Raw genomic sequence first — 15,858 nt, 5'->3', positions numbered from 1 at the left:
AAATCGAGCAGCGCTAATAGCACGGTAAACCGAGGGTTACGGGATTTCATGGAATATAGGAGAAACGTGGAAGGGGGACTAAAATTAGCGAACGACTTACACCAATTAAATGACGAATATGAACTAGACTCAATTTAGTGACCTTTTAAAATGGAGTTTAAAATGAGAACTGCACTTCTGTTTGTACTTTCATTGTGTTCATTTTCTATTTTCGCGGCATCAGAACTCACCGTATTCGACCACTTAGGGCAAAAACATCAATTAAGTAGAGAACAGCTGTTATTGCTTCCTCAAAAAGAAATAACGACGACGTTACCGTGGGTTGATGGAGAGTTGGTTTATAGCGGTGTAACCTTGCAAACTATACTCGAAACCATGGACTTGCCTATCTCATCGCAAGTCACTTTTGTTGCATTGAACGACTACAAAATCGCAGTTCCCAAAGAAGACTTCTACGACTACCAACCGATCATTGCGATTAAACAAAATGGCCAATTTATGTCGGTTAGGGACAAAGGTCCATATTGGTTGATCTATCCGCTTTCTTCGACTCCAGACATTGATAACACAGACTTCCATGCCAAGATGATTTGGCAGATACGAGATATTCATTTGTAAGGGATTACTATGAAAAAGCTGCTGTCATTGGCTGCCATTAAAATTGTCGTGTTATCTTTAGCGGCGGTGGTGCTTACCGTAAATATCTACAGCGTCACGCGCATTAACGACATCAATAAGAGTTTTTCGAACCGACAAAATGAAGCCACGTGGTTCGTTTTTCAGTTAGTAAAAGAATACGCTAACTTCTTGATGGTCAGTCGCTCTGACACCATCGATTATGATGAATTATGGTTAGCGTACGATATTACTTGGAGTCGTTTTGATATATTGATTAACAGCACTGAGTCTTCTAATTTCATTAAATCAGCGAACTTTAAACCTTATTTCACCACAGAATTTGATAAGTTTAAGAGCTTGGAATCCTCCATTAAATTAGTTAACCAAGGTGTACTACCTAAAGAATCGCTGCAAAAAAAGGTCGATATTTGTTATCACACACTTGTAGACTTCATTAACGACAAGTTTCGCTTACAAAGCCCGGTAATTGAAGAAAACACCTCGATGGTTGATAAGTTAGTCATGGTGCATCAAATCAGTAGTCTATTCCTAGCTGTGATTTTGCTGATGACGGGGGCTATTTTCTATGTGGATTTCTCTGTTAAAAGAAAGCTCTACTCAACTGATTTCATCACAGGCTTTCGAAATCGAGTGTCATTGATGAAGTTCGTCAAAAACAACTATCCGAAAGACAACAACTTTGACCTTTACTTCGTACGCATCAGAAACTTGAGTGAAATTAACCAAAAATATGGACTTGAATATGGTGATCTCGTGGTGAGTTCGGCTGCCAAATCCCTCACCGCCAAGATCCCTGAAAGCACCATTTCATTCCGCAGCAGTGGAAGCCAGTTCTTATTCTTCATTCCAGATCATTTGTACGCGAGTGATGAAATTCAGGAAAAATTCAACGATGTGCTCAGTGATTACATTTCGGCAGGTAACTTAGAGTTGATGATAGACGCCGTAGTGAGACATAAGAAAAACATAAGTTCCAAAGACATGATGGAGCTACTGACTTCGATGCAAGGCTAAGCTTCTATAAGGTTTAGTCTCGTTTCTATCCCTCCTTACTGATACCTCATCTTACTGGCCTATTTCTACGTTAGACGCTTTAATGAAGCTGTGTAGTGGTCAAGTAAAACTGGCCAAGCTAAGTCCACTAGCTTATCAACTAACTTACTAGCTTGTTACCCTCGTTAATATGTTGCCTTATGATCAGAGGGGGGCTTCCTTTGTTTATTTGGGTTTGTCTGTAGGTATTGTTATTTGAATCTTTCTGGGTGAGTCTGTGCTCATTGCCGAGGTTTATTTAGATGATTAAAGAGAGGCAGTTTGGTTGTGGTTATTCAGTAGTCATGCTTTTCGAAATACGACTACTGTTTCTGATTAAGTGCCACAATCCTTTCGTTAGAGCTTGGTTCTAACAGCGATTGCTGGTCTAGGATGGCTTGTGGATTATGGTCACGGACAAATTCAATGAACTCAATATAAGTCAGTGGTTGGCTAAAGAAATACCCTTGTATCAGGTCGCAGTTGGCTTTTCGAAGGTGATGATACTGTTCGAGAGATTCGACACCTTCGCCAACAACGAAGGTGTCACAAGAGTGCCCTAAGTTAACCATAGACTCGACCATCTTGCGGTCAGCTTTGTCGTCGACGATATTATCGATAAAGCTCTTATCAATTTTAAGTTCATCGACGGGGTAATGAAGAAGTTGGTTAAACGCCGTGTAACCCGTACCGAAGTCGTCGAGAGACACTTTTAAACCTAGGCCTCGGATACTCTCAATGGTCTGCACGGTAAGTTTGCTGCTTTTAACGTAACTGGTTTCGGTAATTTCTATAATGATGTTGCCAGGAGGAACTTGATAACGTTCGAGTACCTTTCTAATATTATCGGCAAAGTTACGGTTGTAGAGCTCCATCGCTGAGATGTTAATGGACAAGGTGCCTTTGTATTGGTGAATCTCTGAGAGCTCTTTATAGCTTTTGATTGCGGTACTAATCACCCACATGTCGAGTTTGGATATTAAATTACTTTTCTCTGCGGCTGGAATGAACTCATCCGGCCCAGCCTTTATATCAAATAGAGCAGGGCAGCGAATCAGACATTCTGCTCCGTCAATCTGAAGTGTCTTAGCATTGAAAATAGGCATAAAGCGAAGTTCAAAGTTATCACTTGCGCAGCACTCTAATAGCCTTTTCTCGATAACATCATGCCTTTCAAGTGAATGAAGTAGTTCTTCGCCGTAAACAATCCGGCTATCTCCGTCGCTATGATCCTTAGCATTAATCAACATCTCATCAATACATCGGTGCCATATTTCTTGAAATTTCGGAGTGTCGACCGGCAAAACACCAGTGGCAATCGAGAGCCTGAAACCGTAGTAATCAAGGAATGTTGTCCCCGTTAGGGTGTTGTTAATGTTCTCAATTTCATCGTTTATTGATTGGTGTTCACCCATTTCCAATATGGCAATGAATTGGTTTCCTCCCAGCCTTGCGATTGAATAGTCGCTGCAACTAAAGCCGAAAGAGGATTGTTGATTCTGCAAGGTTTCTCTTAGTGTTTTGGCTAGACTAACGAGTACATTGTCACCCACCTTTGCACCGTATAAATCATTGATTTTACGAAAGTCGATAATGTCCCAGCAAACCAAGTAACAGTGTGGGCTCATTGAGCTTTTTATACGTACATCGAGGTGTCGAATAAATGAGCGTCGGTTCGCTAATTTGGTTAATTGATCGAATTCGGCTTCGAATTTCAATTCCGTTAGTGAGTCAATGTAGGCGTTCTTAAGTCCGTCGATCTCACTTTGTCCGGATGAGCGTTTAAAATATCTGAGTTTGAGTCCGCCAATGGAGATTTCGTGCAACAAGTCTTTGAGTGGACGCACTAATTGATACCGTACGACCATGTGTACGATGAGCATAATAGTGAATAGTGTCGTCAAGCCACCAAGCAAGGTCTGCTGAGCGATAATGGATTTTTCCTGATTGAATTTCTTTTCGCGAATATTAACTTGAGCGAGGAAGTGACGACTGTTCATCTCAACTTTAATGCTGTCTTTGGTTTGTTCAAACGACTTGATAACGAACTGAGTGTTTTCGATGTGTTCAGTATCTGATGAAGGTTCAATCAGAAGCTGCATATTGTCATCATCGTTGTATTTTATAAGCAAGTTAGACAGTTGTTTCAACGGACCATCTGCAATCAATATGTATCGGTTTAAGCTTTCGTTTGCGCGTTTGTCTTGGGGGAGTAAGTAAGGATCGATGGCTGCGACGTAGGCGTATCTGAGCTCACCACTCACTGAGATATAAGAGAAACCTTCTTGGGATAAGTCGTTCTTATTAATCAGAGAGGTATAGATATCGAAGACTTTCTCGTAGATGTTGTCAGGGATCTTTAAGCCTTCGAAAGGGTCAGCTCGTAATGTCGAGAGTGTGAGAGTGAACTTGGGGTCAACGACATAAATATTACGTTGACCAAATTGATTAACGTGACTTTGATTTAAGACTCGAAGCACTCTTTTCTCTAATAGAGATAGGGTGGTGTAGTCACCTGGGGTTTGAATATATCGCAAGAACTGTAGTGACGAACCAATATCTTTTACTAACAAAGATAAACCAAGTTGTTCGTACTCAGCCGCCACTAGCGCAGTATTTACGTCGGATTGCACTTCATCTAAGTACATGTGTTTAGCGTGGTTAGAGGCTAAGTTATAGGTAACCATCCCACCAATTGTAAAAACGAACAATAGCGTGGGAATGAGCACAAAATAAAGCTTCTTTAATACAGGCATTAATTATCTCAAACTGTCGACAATACGGTTACGAATTTGAATGCTATTGGGTTCGAGTTGCTGATACAGATAACTGCGTTCTAATACCTCTTTGCTAGGGAAAAGCTCAGGATCATTTTGATACTCTTGAGAAGTCAGCGCTTTTGCTTTTGAGCTTGGTGTCGCAAACCATGAGTCCATCGCATTTTGAGCGGCGATATCGGGTTGTGATAGGAATGAGAGAATGGTTTTTGCTTGTGGAGATAATTCTCCATTATTGATAGCAGCAATGCACTCTAACCATAACGTAGTGCCTTCTTGAGGAACGATGTAAGCCCAAGATGCATCAGGGTCGGCATCATTCAACGCATAACTGTCTCCGGAATACCCGTAGGCGAGGTCGATGTTAGCGAGACGTTCGGGTTGGTGAATATAATCGATGACGTATTCACTGCTTTCAAGATGAGGCTTTTGAGCTTGTAGAGTTTTGTAGGCGACGCGAAGTTCTTGCTCGTTGTTGGTGAAGGGATCAAATTGATTAGCGAGTAATGCGGTACTCACCAAATCCGTTGGTTCGTAGTACATACTTATGCGGCCACTATTCTTTGAATCAGGTTCGAGAATGGTTGTCCAAGAAGTTGGCGTGTTGACTTTATCACTGCGGTATAAAATGCCCGATGTACCCCAAGCGTAGGGGATGCCATATTCGCCACATCCATCAACCCATCTTGAATCAATGTTACCTGCAATGGATTGTTGTATTTCACTTAGATTATGAAATAGGTTCTGCTTGGCTAACGCATTGAGCTTTACACTTTCTATAATCACTAGCTCAAATGCGCCTCGACGTTCGCTCAGTAACACTTCATCCCTAATAGACTCATCAGAGAAATATTGTTGTTTCAACGAAATATCATAGGTATCGCTTAATTGGGTAATCACACTGTCGGATAAAAATTCATCCCAATTGTAGATATAAATATCGTTTTGTTGGCTAAACACTGTGCCAGTTAAAAAGGATGATGACGCAACAACTAAAACATTGAATGTCTTCACTGACCGATTCCTTTCGTACCGTGACTAACTAAATCGTAGCCTAAATTTTGCGACATAGTTCAAATTTAGGCCTCTAATTTTACTTCAACTTCATGCATTGCATGCAAATACCAACTTTTTGCAAACCAATTGGAACGACAAATCAGTTCTGTGCACAAGATCACTAAGCAAAAATCAGCGGAGTACTTAGCTTTCGTTATCGAAACATATAAACATTTATCGAAGGACTCAAAGCCCTAAGGTTGATTTCATTTGAGTCTGTATGGATGAAAATGAGTAGTCGGTCTGATTGTTTTGGTATGGGTATATTAACGTTTAACCACTCGAACATTTTTATTGTATTTATGCAATAATAATGCATTAAATTTTACAATAAGGACGTTGGTTTATGGATGCCGGTTTAGTCGGAATTTTTGTTACCGTGGCGATTGCTCATTTTTTAGCGTTGTTAAGCCCCGGTCCAGATTTTGTCATCGTGGTGAAGAGTGCGGTTCGAAATAAAGGCAAAAAAGCGTTGGGTGTTGCATTTGGTATTGCCAGTGCGAATGCGGTTTATATTGGTTTGTGTCTTATTGGGGTCGGTTCTATTTTGGCAGCTTCGGTTTCAGTGATGATCGCTTTAAAAATTATTGGCGGTTTGTTTCTGGTGTACCTTGCTGTTCAAGCGATAAGAGCGAAAAAATGTAATTACAGTAATATCGATGTTGTCGAAGAAGGTGTCTCCATTCAAACCACTTTTCTTAAAGAATTTGTTACGGGTTTTCTATCGGGAATCCTTAATCCTAAAAACCTGTTGTTCTATTTGAGCTTATTCACGGTTGTACTGAATAATGAGGTGGGTTTCATGTTTAAATTAGGGTTAGGCATTTGGATGACAGTGGTTGTGTTTGTGTGGGATGCCGCGATTATCTTCCTTTTATCTGCACCTAAAGTTCGACGAGAGTTTACGCGCGCTGCCTATTACATTGATAAGGTGACAGGGGTAATGCTTGGTCTTTTAGGGTTAACGATTGTTAAGTCGGCATTGGTGCGTCAGTAACCTTGTTAACAGGCTAAGTTCTGATTTAGATGTAATGGTCTATCGATTAAGCCAGTGGCGCGATGCCCAGCGTATCCGCCACGATAATGTTTATGCATATCGCTTCTCCTCTTAATTTTCAGTATCTACTAGTCTTCACGGCTAGAACCTTTCCTCGTGTCTAAACCATTACAATTTTGGCAATTTCAACATATTCGTATCTAAGGTTCTTATCATCTGTAGTTCCCTTTTTCTGATCGTTACGTGATATCTCGGATAAGCTGCGGCTAACTCCTTGTAGCACGGAGCATTTGTACTTATTGTGGCAGTCAAGATTATATGTTTCAGCATTAGGAGCCGTTGTGGTTTTAGATATATATCAAGTGGACTCGTTTACAACACAAGCTTTTAAAGGAAACCCTGCTGGGGTTTGTATTTCACAAGAACCTTTAGAAGAGTCGTTGATGTATTCGATTGCTGAAGAGATGGCAGTATCAGAAACGGCATTCTTAGCCCTCAATACGATGACGTTGAAATGGTTCACACCAGAAGTTGAAGTCAAATTATGCGGTCACGGTACGTTGGCAACAGTACATGTGATGAAGGAAAGAGGGTTAGTCAATGTGGGTGAGATTGTGACGTTTGATACACTTTCTGGGGAGCTATCTGCCACGGTTTGTGACTCCACAATCGAGCTCGACTTCCCAAGTACTGTGCTTGATCTTGGATTGGATGCTAATAAAGATTTGCTGGAATATTTAGGGCTGTGTGAAGACCAAGTCGTGTCATACAGTGAGTTCGATACCAAGCAGTTTATTGAGGTTGTCAGCGAACAAGTTTTATTAGATTTAGCACCAAACTTTGATGCTTTAAAGCATATTAAAGGTCGAGGCGTCGTTGTGACGGCATTATCGTCGAACTCTGAACTTGATTTTATTTCGCGCTATTTTGCGCCGTGGGTGGGTGTCAACGAAGATCCCGTTACGGGTTCTGCGCATTGCGCTCTCACACAATACTGGTCAGAGAAACTAAATAAAGCGCATTTCAATGCTTACCAAGCGTCGCGCCGCGGTGGGTATGTATCGACAGAACTATTGCCGAACGGTCGTATAAAATTAATAGGGTCTGCAACCACCGTAATCAGTGGTACCTTAAAAGTCTAAACTTCAATATCATTCATAAAACAGTAATGTCGTTATTTAGAACGGAAACGTCATAATTTAAATCTGCTAGGTCACTACTTAAGGAATAATCGTGTCAGCCTTTTATCTGTCTCAAGTACTCGTCGCGATCGCTATTTGTTTCGATTTGTTGTCATTCCAATTTAAGGAAAGGAAGAAAATCGTCACATGCTTGTTTTTTGCGGGTGTTCTTATCTCTAGCCATTTCATTTTGCTCGAGCAATGGACGGCGGCAAGTTTGATGATCATCGCGACCATTCGATATTTGGCGAGCGTGTTTTCTACGTCACCCAAATTTAAATATTTGTTCTGTTCCATGTCGCTGGTTGCGACAGCCTTTACTTACTCAGGGCTGATCAGTGTCTTAAGTTGTTGTGCTTCGATGTTTCAAACGTTTGCGGCGTTTAATAAAGATGACCGTCGATTAAGAGAACTGATGATCATAGGGACTAGCTTTTGGTTGGTTCACAATTACTTAGTTGGCTCGCCAACAGCGGTTCTGATGGAAGCGCTGTTTATCTGCAGTAACTTAGTGGGCTACTACCGATTCTATTTTAGAAAGAGTGCTGTGGCTTAGGGCTTATAGCGTAGGCTCTTAGGAAGCTAGGCTTTAGATAAAACGATAAAACGATAAAACGATAAAGCAATGCACCATATTCATCTAACAAGGATTAGGAGAGAGCGATGTCAAATATCTACTCGGATGTGCCTTCGTCAATACCCAACGAAATCTTCAACGACATCATTACTACTGAGAATGTGCGAATTGAAAGAATATTATCTCATGGGCACAGTTCTCCAGAACAAGGTTGGTATGACCAAGATGAAAACGAATGGGTTATGATTCTAGAGGGACAAGGTGTTATTGAGTTCGAAGACGGACGTGTCGTTACCTTGTCTAAAGGGGATTACATCAATATTGCCGCGAGAGAAAAGCACAAGGTTGTTGGAACGGATAGAGACGTCGTGACTATTTGGCTAGCTGTGTTTTATCGTTAGTATTGCTATCAAGTCGTGGATAGGCAATCAGCAATACATGAAAGGGGTACGTGGTGGTTAGAATTCGAAATTACCAACCTAATGATAACAAAGCGTTATGGGAGATCTATTTCCATACCGTCCGAAATATTAACGTTCGTGACTATTCTCAAGAACAAGTTGAGGCTTGGGCGCCAAGTGATTTTGACTCTGAGCTTTGGCAAAAGTGCCTGCATCGCATACAACCCTTTGTAGCGGAGTTGGACGGCCGCGTTGTTGGTTATACTGACCTACAACCAAACGGCTTGATTGATCACTTCTTCTGTCATCATGAATATCAAGGGAAGGGGGTTGGGAGAGCTTTGATGGAGCATGTATTCCAAATCGGTTCCGTGCGTGGTGTCTCTCGATACTTTTCAGAGGTGAGCATTACCGCCAGACCTTTCTATGAGCACCTTGGCTTTACGGTCGTCAATGAGCAGGAAGTTGAGATGCGTGGCGTAAAACTCACCAACTACGTGATGGAGAAGGTGGTCGAATAAGTGGGCGAGCGTTCTTTAGAAGATCGAGACCTACTTTGAAATATTAATAAACCTTTTTAAGGATAACTTTTTCCGATCTATTGATATTGTCGATGAGTTCAAATTGTGTGCAAGGTAATTTGTCTAATCTAAACATTGAGTGAATACAAGGAGTGTTGTTCATGAGTCATGTGAGTCGGTCTAAACTATATACATTAGTGTCGATGTTGTCCTTTGGTGTTGGGGTTCTAGCCTTAGATGCCGGGGTCTCGGGTCTGTTTCCTCTCTTTGTCGTCGTCATCTCATTCTTTTCATTCGTCATTAATTCTTTTCTTTGTTTGTTCGGAGGAAAGTACGATGACGCGTTCAGTACCTATCAAGAAGCCAACAAAGCGCGCGCTGGTGCGTTAGTTAAAGGGTTCGACAGCAAAGAAAAATAGGTCTCTATCTAAAACAACGAAAGTCTCAATTTTGTTACAGTTATTGCTTCGGTAATTGTCTTTCTACAATGAAAATTCATAGCGTGACCGATAATATTGACCTCGATTGTTTGGTTAGAGGAAATGAAGTGGGAATAGAAGCTTTAGCATTTGTGATGGACGCATTAATCACAGCATGTTGCATGTATATCGCGTCAAAAATGTCTTTCGTCGTGGCTGACTTTAAATCCCTGCTTAGTATTGCTGTTATCGTTGCTTTGGTGTCATTGATTCCAACAGTGGGCTGGGTTCTAGGGCTTATTCTGTTTGTATTCTTGCTCGGAAAGGCGACGCATTCCAGCATTGGTGATTGTATCTGGGTAGTGGTTTTCACCAAGGTGGTGTCTATGGCGGCGTTTCTGGTGTTTGGACGCTTATTTTTGTAGCAACAGATGAAGTCCTAACAGTAGCGTTTGATGCTGATATTGACTAGGTAGAGAAATATAAGAAGGGTGTGAACTTGTCACACCCTTGAAGAATTTTGATTTTCTGTCAAATGGCTTGATTACTTAGGTAGTAAAACCGCATCAATGACATGAATTACACCGTTGCTCGCTTTAACGTCTGGGATCACGACCTTAGCCGTATTGATTATTACATTTCCGTCGTCAATTGCTACCATTACAGCCTCACCTTGCACTGTTTCTGCACTGCTCAGCTTCATTACTTCAGCCGCCATTATTTTCCCTGGAACCACATGGTAGGTGAGTATAGCGACTAGCTTGTCTTTGTTTTCCGGCTTCAACAACATTTCGACCGTTCCCTCTGGCAATGCAGCGAAAGCTTCATCAGTGGGCGCAAATACAGTGAACGGACCATCACCTTTCAGCGTGTCTACCAAGCCTGCCGCTTTTATCGCCGCCACTAAAGTTGTGAAAGAGCCATTTTCCGCAGCGACATCAACGATGTCTTTCTTCATTTCGTGGTGGTTAGCGTGAGCAAAAGCTGTAAAAAGCAACGTTGCAATTAGTACTGACAGAGTCTTACTTAAATGATTTAACATATTGTAGTCCTTTGAGTTTGTCTGTTATTTCCGAGATGTATTACGAAAGCTTAAAAGCGATAGATCAACTTATTGTAGTCTTAAGCCACTTGCTACGGTTGTCGAAGTCACCAGACGAAACTCATCCTCATAGTTAAATACTTGTTATAATTCCATTTATGTAGTTATAGTTAGCGAGTGATTATTCAAATCATGGATGTGAATATGAGGTTCGTTTTACCAGTTGTGTTTTCGGCATTTGCTTCAATGCCTGCTTATAGTGGCCTTGCTCCAAGTGAAGGCTTCAGCGGTAACTTCAGTGTTTTGGCCGGTTTTTACTCGGATAGCAGTAATTTGAGTACTGAACAAGATTCGAATCAAGCAAGTCTTACTATGGAAGGGAATAGTGAAAATCAGGGGTTACTCGGCTTTCTTGGAACCGTTCAATACACCTTTGGTGAATCCCTGACTCATCAAGTTTACGCAGGTACGACGCGAGAGGATATTGCGACGGGTACCATCGCCTTTGAGATTGGTTATCGACATCAACTCTCAGGCGGCACCATATTAGACGTTTCTGTCTTGCCAACACTTATCTCTGGTAAGGCTTGGGCGGATCCTTATGCAGTAGGCGTTAATCGAAATGAAACGGATGTAAAAGGTAATGTTGGGCGACTCCAACTGACCAACATCGGCGGAACCGCCTTCCGAACGGATTTCGCAATTGGTCAATCTGACGTTGATGATGAGCTATCTGGTACTCAAGATAAATTAGGTTTGACTGACGAAGAAGTGAGGCTATTGGATAGGGAAAGAACCTATGTGTACGCCAAAGCAGGGTACCCCTTCATCTTACCTAACCAAGCTGGCGTATTCGTCCCATCTATGGTGTATTTCAATTCAGATGCAGAGGGCGGTGCACTCAGCTTTGACAGTTACGGTATTGAACTGAATTACGCGAAGAGAATCGGTCGTCATGGTTTTGTTGTCACGTTAGATGCTAGTGATCGTCAGTACGATGAAGCAAATCCGATTTATGGCAAAGCGCGTGAAGAGAACGAATACGGCGCCTTTTTAGCGTATGAATTTGGTGGCTTGATGGGCTATGAAGATTGGTCGTTTATCACCTTACTTGGCCTAAGAACGATTGATTCCAATATCGACTTCTATAACTCCGAACAAGTACTCGCGAGCGTTGGTGTCGACTATAAATTTTAACGGTTACACATAGCCGAAGCACTCGCTAGAACTTGGGTTCTGTTTTCGCTTTATTATTTGTTTAGTTATTTTGAGCACTTACCGCCTTTAAGGTTGTAGGTGCTCGTTGCTATCCGTAATATGAAAAATAGTTTACATCTAAGATCAGATAATAAGGAAGCGCTTTGGAAATACAAATTAGACATCTTGAACCCACCGATAACCAAGATATTTTTGATATTTATCGACACTCGTCAGTATTAGAGAATACCTCACAAAAGCCTTTTCTTAGCTCTGATCAAGTGGAGCGACTGTTTGGTCACTCAGACCATTTCACTTTAGTTGCGGAGGTTTCTGGCAAGGTCGTCGGCCACATTACTTTATTCATGACCATTAAGGTGAGAGACAGACATTGCGCTGGACTTGCGATAGCGATTAATCCAGATATGCATGGCAAAGGGGTCGGTAAGGCATTAATGCAAGAAGCGATCAATCAAGCTGATAACTGGCTAAACCTCGTTCGCCTTGAGTTAGAGGTTCATGCCGATAATCACGGTGCGATTGCTTTGTATAAAGGCGTGGGTTTTGAACTAGAAGGCACCAAAAGGCTGAGCACGTTCAAAAACGGGAAATACATCGATATGTTGTTGATGTCCCGAATTCGACCAGACTGCCTTTGATCGTGAGCGACTCGTCTGGATTTAACAGGCAAAATAATATCGGTAATATCGGTAATATCGGTAATATCGGTAATATCGGTTGAACAAAGCCCTAAACAGTTCGTTGTTTGGGGCTTTTTTATAATGAGAGCACTAATTGTTGTCGATCCCAAAACCGTTACGCAGCGCAAATTGAATCAGTTCAGTGTGATTCTCGAGTTCGAGAATATCTAGCATGCGGTATTTGTGGGATTCAATTGTTCGTGGGCTTAGAAACAGGATCTCCGCACATTGCTTAGCAGTATAACCCTGTGCTAATTGAGTCAGAACCGTACATTGCTTTTTGGTCAGCAACAGTAGCTTTTCACTTTCGTTGATGTTGTCGGCTTCGTCGCTGGTGACACTGCGCGTCATTTTAGAGTGCTGCCAAAAGCAGAGCCAAATGTCACTGAGCAGCTTGATTCGTGTCATGTCCGTCGTTTCAATCGGTGTGTCGTAACGGTTGAAGCGTGAGAAACCGATAGCGCCCCATTGTTGTCCAAATAACGAAAGGCTCACAATCCCATGCCAATTTGCACCTTCTTCATAAAGTACACGTAATGGGTCGACCTTGTGGCTTTTGAGGGTTTCTTCAGGGAATAACTGCCAACACTTTTTTGAACGCAAAAGCTTAAGATAATCAAGATAATTACCTTTTAGAAAGCGTTCCATTTCAAGCGGTGGAGTATCTGATTTGGATACAGAGATACTCTTGCCTGTGTCCAAAAGAATCATAGAGTTTGGAAAGAGGGTAAGCCTGTCGAGTTTAAACCAAGTTAACGCTTCTCTTGCCAGCAAGGCAAAAGTGCTATCGAAATCTTTGGGTTGGCAAGCGGTCAAAATGTTGGTTTGGTGGGAAAGCAGATCTTCAAAGCTATCGAATTGGTTATCTTTCATATTGACCGTCATTGGTTGTTTAAGACAAAAATAGCGGTAATAACCAAAGCGTGTCAACCAAAGAGTCGAATGTTGTTCTGAATAAACTAGGTCCTGCGCCTCGAATTTATTGAGTAATTGGTTAGTGAAATTACGATTTAACTGTGTATAGTAGCAACCGTTTGCTTCGTATAACCCCAATGATATGGTTTGGGGGTCTCTACCAGCTCCCGCAAAGTGCTGATTACGAAGGGTTTAGATCACAATTGTGTTCTTACTCTTTGTAATGGCGTTCAAAAACATCTTGTCTATTATTCAGAGTAAGTGCACACCTAAAATCCATAGTAGGTGAAATATGAACGCATTTATTGAAGGGCTTCCAAAAGTAGAGCTGCATTTACACATTGAAGGCTCACTCGAACCTGAGTTGCTTTTCCGACTCGCTCAACGTAACGGCATCGACCTGCCTTATTCATCCCCAGAGCAATTAAGACGCGCATACGAATTTGATGATTTGCAGTCATTTCTCGATATCTATTATCAAGGTGCTGATGCGCTGCGCACTGAACAAGACTTCTATGACCTAACATGGGCGTACTTAGAGCGCTGTAAAGCCGATAATGTCATTCACACCGAAATCTTCTTTGATCCTCAGACACATACTGATCGTGGTATTGCATTCGACACGGTAATTAACGGTATTCATCGTGCGCTCGAACAAGGTCAAAAAGAGCTGGGTATTACCTCGCAAATTATTGCCTGTTTCTTGCGTCATCTGTCTGAAGAGAGCTCGATTCAAACGTTCGCCGACGTGCTAAAGCACCAAGATAAAATTATTGGTGTTGGACTAGATTCTTCAGAGTTAGGACACCCACCAGAGAAGTTTCAGCGCGTATTCCAGCAAGCCAAACAGGCGGGCTTTTTGACTGTGGCTCATGCAGGGGAAGAAGGGCCAGCTCAAAACATCGTCGATGCGATTGAGATGCTCAGTGTGAGTCGTGTTGATCATGGTGTGCAGTGTATGACTGATGACGCTTTGATTGCCGAATTGATTGAGACCAAAATGCCGCTGACCGTGTGTCCATTGTCTAACATCAAACTGCGAGTATTCGCTGTAATGGAGGACCACAACATTGTTGATCTGTTGAGAAAAGGTGTTGCCGTTACAATTAACTCAGATGATCCAGCGTACTTTGGTGGCTACATGTCGGATAACTTTAATGCAGTGAGCCAAGCTCATGAGACGACGGAGCAAGAGTTGGCGCAGTTTACTTTGAATGCTATCGAAGCGAGCTTTATCGAAGAGTCGTTGAAGCAGCAGTACCGAGATGCGGTTCAAGCGTATCTTGAGCAAGCCGGTGAACTGTGTCGTTAATACTGAATAGACTCGTTTACTAACAGGTAGATCACTAAAAGGTAGCTTATGGCTTATAGCTTATAGCTTATAGCTTTTAGTGATCCCGTCATTTAGAACCACCAAACGACCAGCCACTGTTGGTCGTTTTTATTTCGGGTTGCGCACCACTCGCGAACTAAGTCTATGAGTTAAGCTACTAAGATATATGATTTTATTTAGATATAAATCATATTGCCTTCGTAATGATGTACTACATTTAAAGAAGATGTAGATGTAGATGTAGATGTAGATGTAGATGTAGATGTAGATGTATAGCGTTAACGTTGTATAGATATTTTCGAAGGAGGTATAAATCGTTGTTAGACCCAATAATCGGTGAACAAATTCAGTGGCCTTGTGATTTGCCGCAAGACTTTATAGACAGTCTGCTCGAAATAGCCGTTTTAAAAACGGGTATACATAGCCTTGAGATTACGAAAAAATTCCAAAATCTCCCGGGGGTTTTTTATATTCTTACCGGTTCGGCTGGTATCTGCTTTTCAACTGAGAATTTGAAAAGTCTGTCGGGTGGGGTCGTAGGTAAAGGCGATTGGATCGGTGCGCTGTCGGTTCATGTTGACTATAACCTTTTTGCTATAGCTGAAGAGGTTGAGCCCATCACAATGGTACTTTTCCCTTCAGACAAGATATTAGAGCTCGCTGAAAAAAAGTGCATGGTATTTAAATGGCTTCTTCATAGTGGCGCTAAAGCCCAATCTATTTGGATTCAAGCTTTCTTATCGTCTATTCATGAGAAAGAACAAAAAACGATTTATGTATTGTTAGAATTGGCGGCTCGCCAAACCAATATTGCAGGTGCAACACTCAGTATCAATATTTCACAAAGCCAACTGAGCACCATAACTGGTATATCCAGGCCTAGATTAAACGAAGTATTAAAGGGAATTGAGCAATTAGGCATGGTGAAAATTCAGCGGGGCAAGGTGTTTATCTCGGATGTTGAGGGCTTATATGAGCGTATTTCTCCAATGAATTTGATGATTCGTGACCCTATGGCGAAAATGAAGCCACAATAGTGTTGATTTTCATTTGATTAACAACATTTCGTT

At 41.7% G+C, this 15,858-nt stretch carries 17 protein-coding genes and 1 riboswitch; of the genes, 13 read left to right on the top strand and 4 right to left on the bottom strand.

What is annotated here, in order from left to right; genetic code table 11:
* Nucleotides 1-162 precede the first annotated feature (162 nt).
* Complete coding sequence (locus tag OW495_RS02790; protein WP_102361058.1) at nucleotides 163-618, top strand: hypothetical protein; 456 nt, start codon at nucleotides 163-165, stop codon at nucleotides 616-618.
* 9 nt (nucleotides 619-627) lie between these two features.
* Entirely contained in the window at nucleotides 628-1,653 is a 1,026-nt protein-coding gene (locus OW495_RS02785) for a diguanylate cyclase (protein WP_102282245.1), read from the top strand.
* Nucleotides 1,654-1,994: 341 nt separating this feature from the next.
* Here the strand turns inward: OW495_RS02785 and OW495_RS02780 are convergent, their stop codons facing one another.
* Together OW495_RS02780 and OW495_RS02775 are read right to left on the bottom strand one after the other, a co-directional pair.
* Nucleotides 1,995-4,427 carry a bifunctional diguanylate cyclase/phosphodiesterase gene (locus OW495_RS02780; protein WP_102361059.1) on the bottom strand — a complete coding sequence of 811 codons (2,433 nt, stop codon included), beginning with the start codon at nucleotides 4,425-4,427 and terminating at the stop codon, nucleotides 1,995-1,997.
* A gap of 3 nt (nucleotides 4,428-4,430) precedes the next feature.
* Complete coding sequence (locus OW495_RS02775) at nucleotides 4,431-5,462, bottom strand: spermidine/putrescine ABC transporter substrate-binding protein (RefSeq protein WP_289884838.1); 1,032 nt, start codon at nucleotides 5,460-5,462, stop codon at nucleotides 4,431-4,433.
* Between the two features lie 388 nt (nucleotides 5,463-5,850).
* On the opposite strand from OW495_RS02775, the gene OW495_RS02770 reads away from it, so the two are divergent.
* The 7 genes from OW495_RS02770 (at nucleotide 5,851) to OW495_RS02740 (ending at nucleotide 10,025) form a co-directional block, all read left to right on the top strand.
* A complete protein-coding gene (locus OW495_RS02770) occupies nucleotides 5,851-6,501 on the top strand; it encodes a LysE family transporter (protein ID WP_017111930.1) in 651 nt (216 codons plus the stop codon).
* A gap of 341 nt (nucleotides 6,502-6,842) precedes the next feature.
* The gene (locus tag OW495_RS02765; RefSeq protein WP_289884837.1) at nucleotides 6,843-7,643 is read left to right on the top strand and encodes a PhzF family phenazine biosynthesis protein; all 801 of its coding nucleotides are present in this window, start codon (nucleotides 6,843-6,845) and stop codon (nucleotides 7,641-7,643) included.
* 91 nt (nucleotides 7,644-7,734) lie between these two features.
* Nucleotides 7,735-8,238: a YgjV family protein gene (locus tag OW495_RS02760; protein ID WP_289884836.1), complete on the top strand. Its 504-nt coding sequence runs from the start codon at nucleotides 7,735-7,737 to the stop codon at nucleotides 8,236-8,238.
* Between the two features lie 107 nt (nucleotides 8,239-8,345).
* Nucleotides 8,346-8,660 carry a cupin domain-containing protein gene (locus OW495_RS02755; RefSeq protein WP_289884835.1) on the top strand — a complete coding sequence of 105 codons (315 nt, stop codon included), beginning with the start codon at nucleotides 8,346-8,348 and terminating at the stop codon, nucleotides 8,658-8,660.
* Nucleotides 8,661-8,713: 53 nt separating this feature from the next.
* A complete protein-coding gene (locus OW495_RS02750; RefSeq protein WP_102276793.1) occupies nucleotides 8,714-9,181 on the top strand; it encodes a GNAT family N-acetyltransferase in 468 nt (155 codons plus the stop codon).
* 161 nt (nucleotides 9,182-9,342) lie between these two features.
* Nucleotides 9,343-9,600: a hypothetical protein gene (locus tag OW495_RS02745; RefSeq protein ID WP_065112907.1), complete on the top strand. Its 258-nt coding sequence runs from the start codon at nucleotides 9,343-9,345 to the stop codon at nucleotides 9,598-9,600.
* 128 nt (nucleotides 9,601-9,728) lie between these two features.
* Nucleotides 9,729-10,025, top strand: a complete 297-nt coding sequence (locus OW495_RS02740) for a hypothetical protein (protein WP_289885193.1) — start codon at nucleotides 9,729-9,731, stop codon at nucleotides 10,023-10,025.
* A gap of 119 nt (nucleotides 10,026-10,144) precedes the next feature.
* Here OW495_RS02740 and OW495_RS02735 read toward each other — a convergent pair whose 3' ends face one another.
* A complete protein-coding gene (locus tag OW495_RS02735) occupies nucleotides 10,145-10,642 on the bottom strand; it encodes a fasciclin domain-containing protein (RefSeq protein WP_289884834.1) in 498 nt (165 codons plus the stop codon).
* Nucleotides 10,643-10,846: 204 nt separating this feature from the next.
* Here OW495_RS02735 and OW495_RS02730 point away from each other — a divergent pair, with 204 nt between their 5' ends.
* Together OW495_RS02730 and OW495_RS02725 are read left to right on the top strand one after the other, a co-directional pair.
* Nucleotides 10,847-11,839, top strand: coding sequence for a DUF2860 family protein (locus OW495_RS02730; RefSeq protein ID WP_289884833.1), 993 nt, complete (start codon nucleotides 10,847-10,849; stop codon nucleotides 11,837-11,839).
* Nucleotides 11,840-12,003: 164 nt separating this feature from the next.
* The gene (locus OW495_RS02725) at nucleotides 12,004-12,498 is read left to right on the top strand and encodes a GNAT family N-acetyltransferase (RefSeq protein ID WP_289884832.1); all 495 of its coding nucleotides are present in this window, start codon (nucleotides 12,004-12,006) and stop codon (nucleotides 12,496-12,498) included.
* Nucleotides 12,499-12,630: 132 nt separating this feature from the next.
* Here the strand turns inward: OW495_RS02725 and OW495_RS02720 are convergent, their stop codons facing one another.
* Nucleotides 12,631-13,413 carry a LuxR C-terminal-related transcriptional regulator gene (locus tag OW495_RS02720; protein WP_102294549.1) on the bottom strand — a complete coding sequence of 261 codons (783 nt, stop codon included), beginning with the start codon at nucleotides 13,411-13,413 and terminating at the stop codon, nucleotides 12,631-12,633.
* Nucleotides 13,414-13,559: 146 nt separating this feature from the next.
* Nucleotides 13,560-13,659: riboswitch (purine riboswitch) on the top strand.
* An 88-nt stretch (nucleotides 13,660-13,747) separates the two neighbouring features.
* Here OW495_RS02720 and OW495_RS02715 point away from each other — a divergent pair.
* Both OW495_RS02715 and OW495_RS02710 read left to right on the top strand, forming a co-directional pair.
* Nucleotides 13,748-14,767 (top strand): adenosine deaminase, encoded by a 1,020-nt coding sequence (locus OW495_RS02715; RefSeq protein WP_102512699.1) that lies wholly within the window; start codon nucleotides 13,748-13,750, stop codon nucleotides 14,765-14,767.
* 338 nt (nucleotides 14,768-15,105) lie between these two features.
* On the top strand, nucleotides 15,106-15,825 hold the full coding sequence (locus OW495_RS02710) for a Crp/Fnr family transcriptional regulator (protein WP_102512698.1): 720 nt from the start codon (nucleotides 15,106-15,108) through the stop codon (nucleotides 15,823-15,825).
* The last annotated feature ends 33 nt before the right edge of the window (nucleotides 15,826-15,858 follow it).

Source organism: Vibrio sp. 14N.309.X.WAT.E.F5, from assembly GCF_030397615.1.
Classification (GTDB): domain Bacteria; phylum Pseudomonadota; class Gammaproteobacteria; order Enterobacterales; family Vibrionaceae; genus Vibrio; species Vibrio lentus.
This window is presented reverse-complemented; position numbering and strand designations above follow the sequence as displayed.

Bases quoted from the DNA above. Each gene is read 5' to 3' on its own strand.
- OW495_RS02790 (WP_102361058.1), top strand. From the start codon at position 163: ATGAGAACTGCACTTCTGTTTGTACTTTCATTGTGTTCATTTTCTATT.
- OW495_RS02785 (WP_102282245.1), top strand. From the start codon at position 628: ATGAAAAAGCTGCTGTCATTGGCTGCCATTAAAATTGTCGTGTTATCT.
- OW495_RS02780 (WP_102361059.1), bottom strand. From the start codon at position 4,427: ATGCCTGTATTAAAGAAGCTTTATTTTGTGCTCATTCCCACGCTATTG.
- OW495_RS02770 (WP_017111930.1), top strand. From the start codon at position 5,851: ATGGATGCCGGTTTAGTCGGAATTTTTGTTACCGTGGCGATTGCTCAT.
- OW495_RS02755 (WP_289884835.1), top strand. From the start codon at position 8,346: ATGTCAAATATCTACTCGGATGTGCCTTCGTCAATACCCAACGAAATC.
- OW495_RS02745 (WP_065112907.1), top strand. From the start codon at position 9,343: ATGAGTCATGTGAGTCGGTCTAAACTATATACATTAGTGTCGATGTTG.
- OW495_RS02735 (WP_289884834.1), bottom strand. From the start codon at position 10,642: ATGTTAAATCATTTAAGTAAGACTCTGTCAGTACTAATTGCAACGTTG.
- OW495_RS02730 (WP_289884833.1), top strand. From the start codon at position 10,847: ATGAGGTTCGTTTTACCAGTTGTGTTTTCGGCATTTGCTTCAATGCCT.
- OW495_RS02720 (WP_102294549.1), bottom strand. From the start codon at position 13,413: ATGAAAGATAACCAATTCGATAGCTTTGAAGATCTGCTTTCCCACCAA.
- OW495_RS02715 (WP_102512699.1), top strand. From the start codon at position 13,748: ATGAACGCATTTATTGAAGGGCTTCCAAAAGTAGAGCTGCATTTACAC.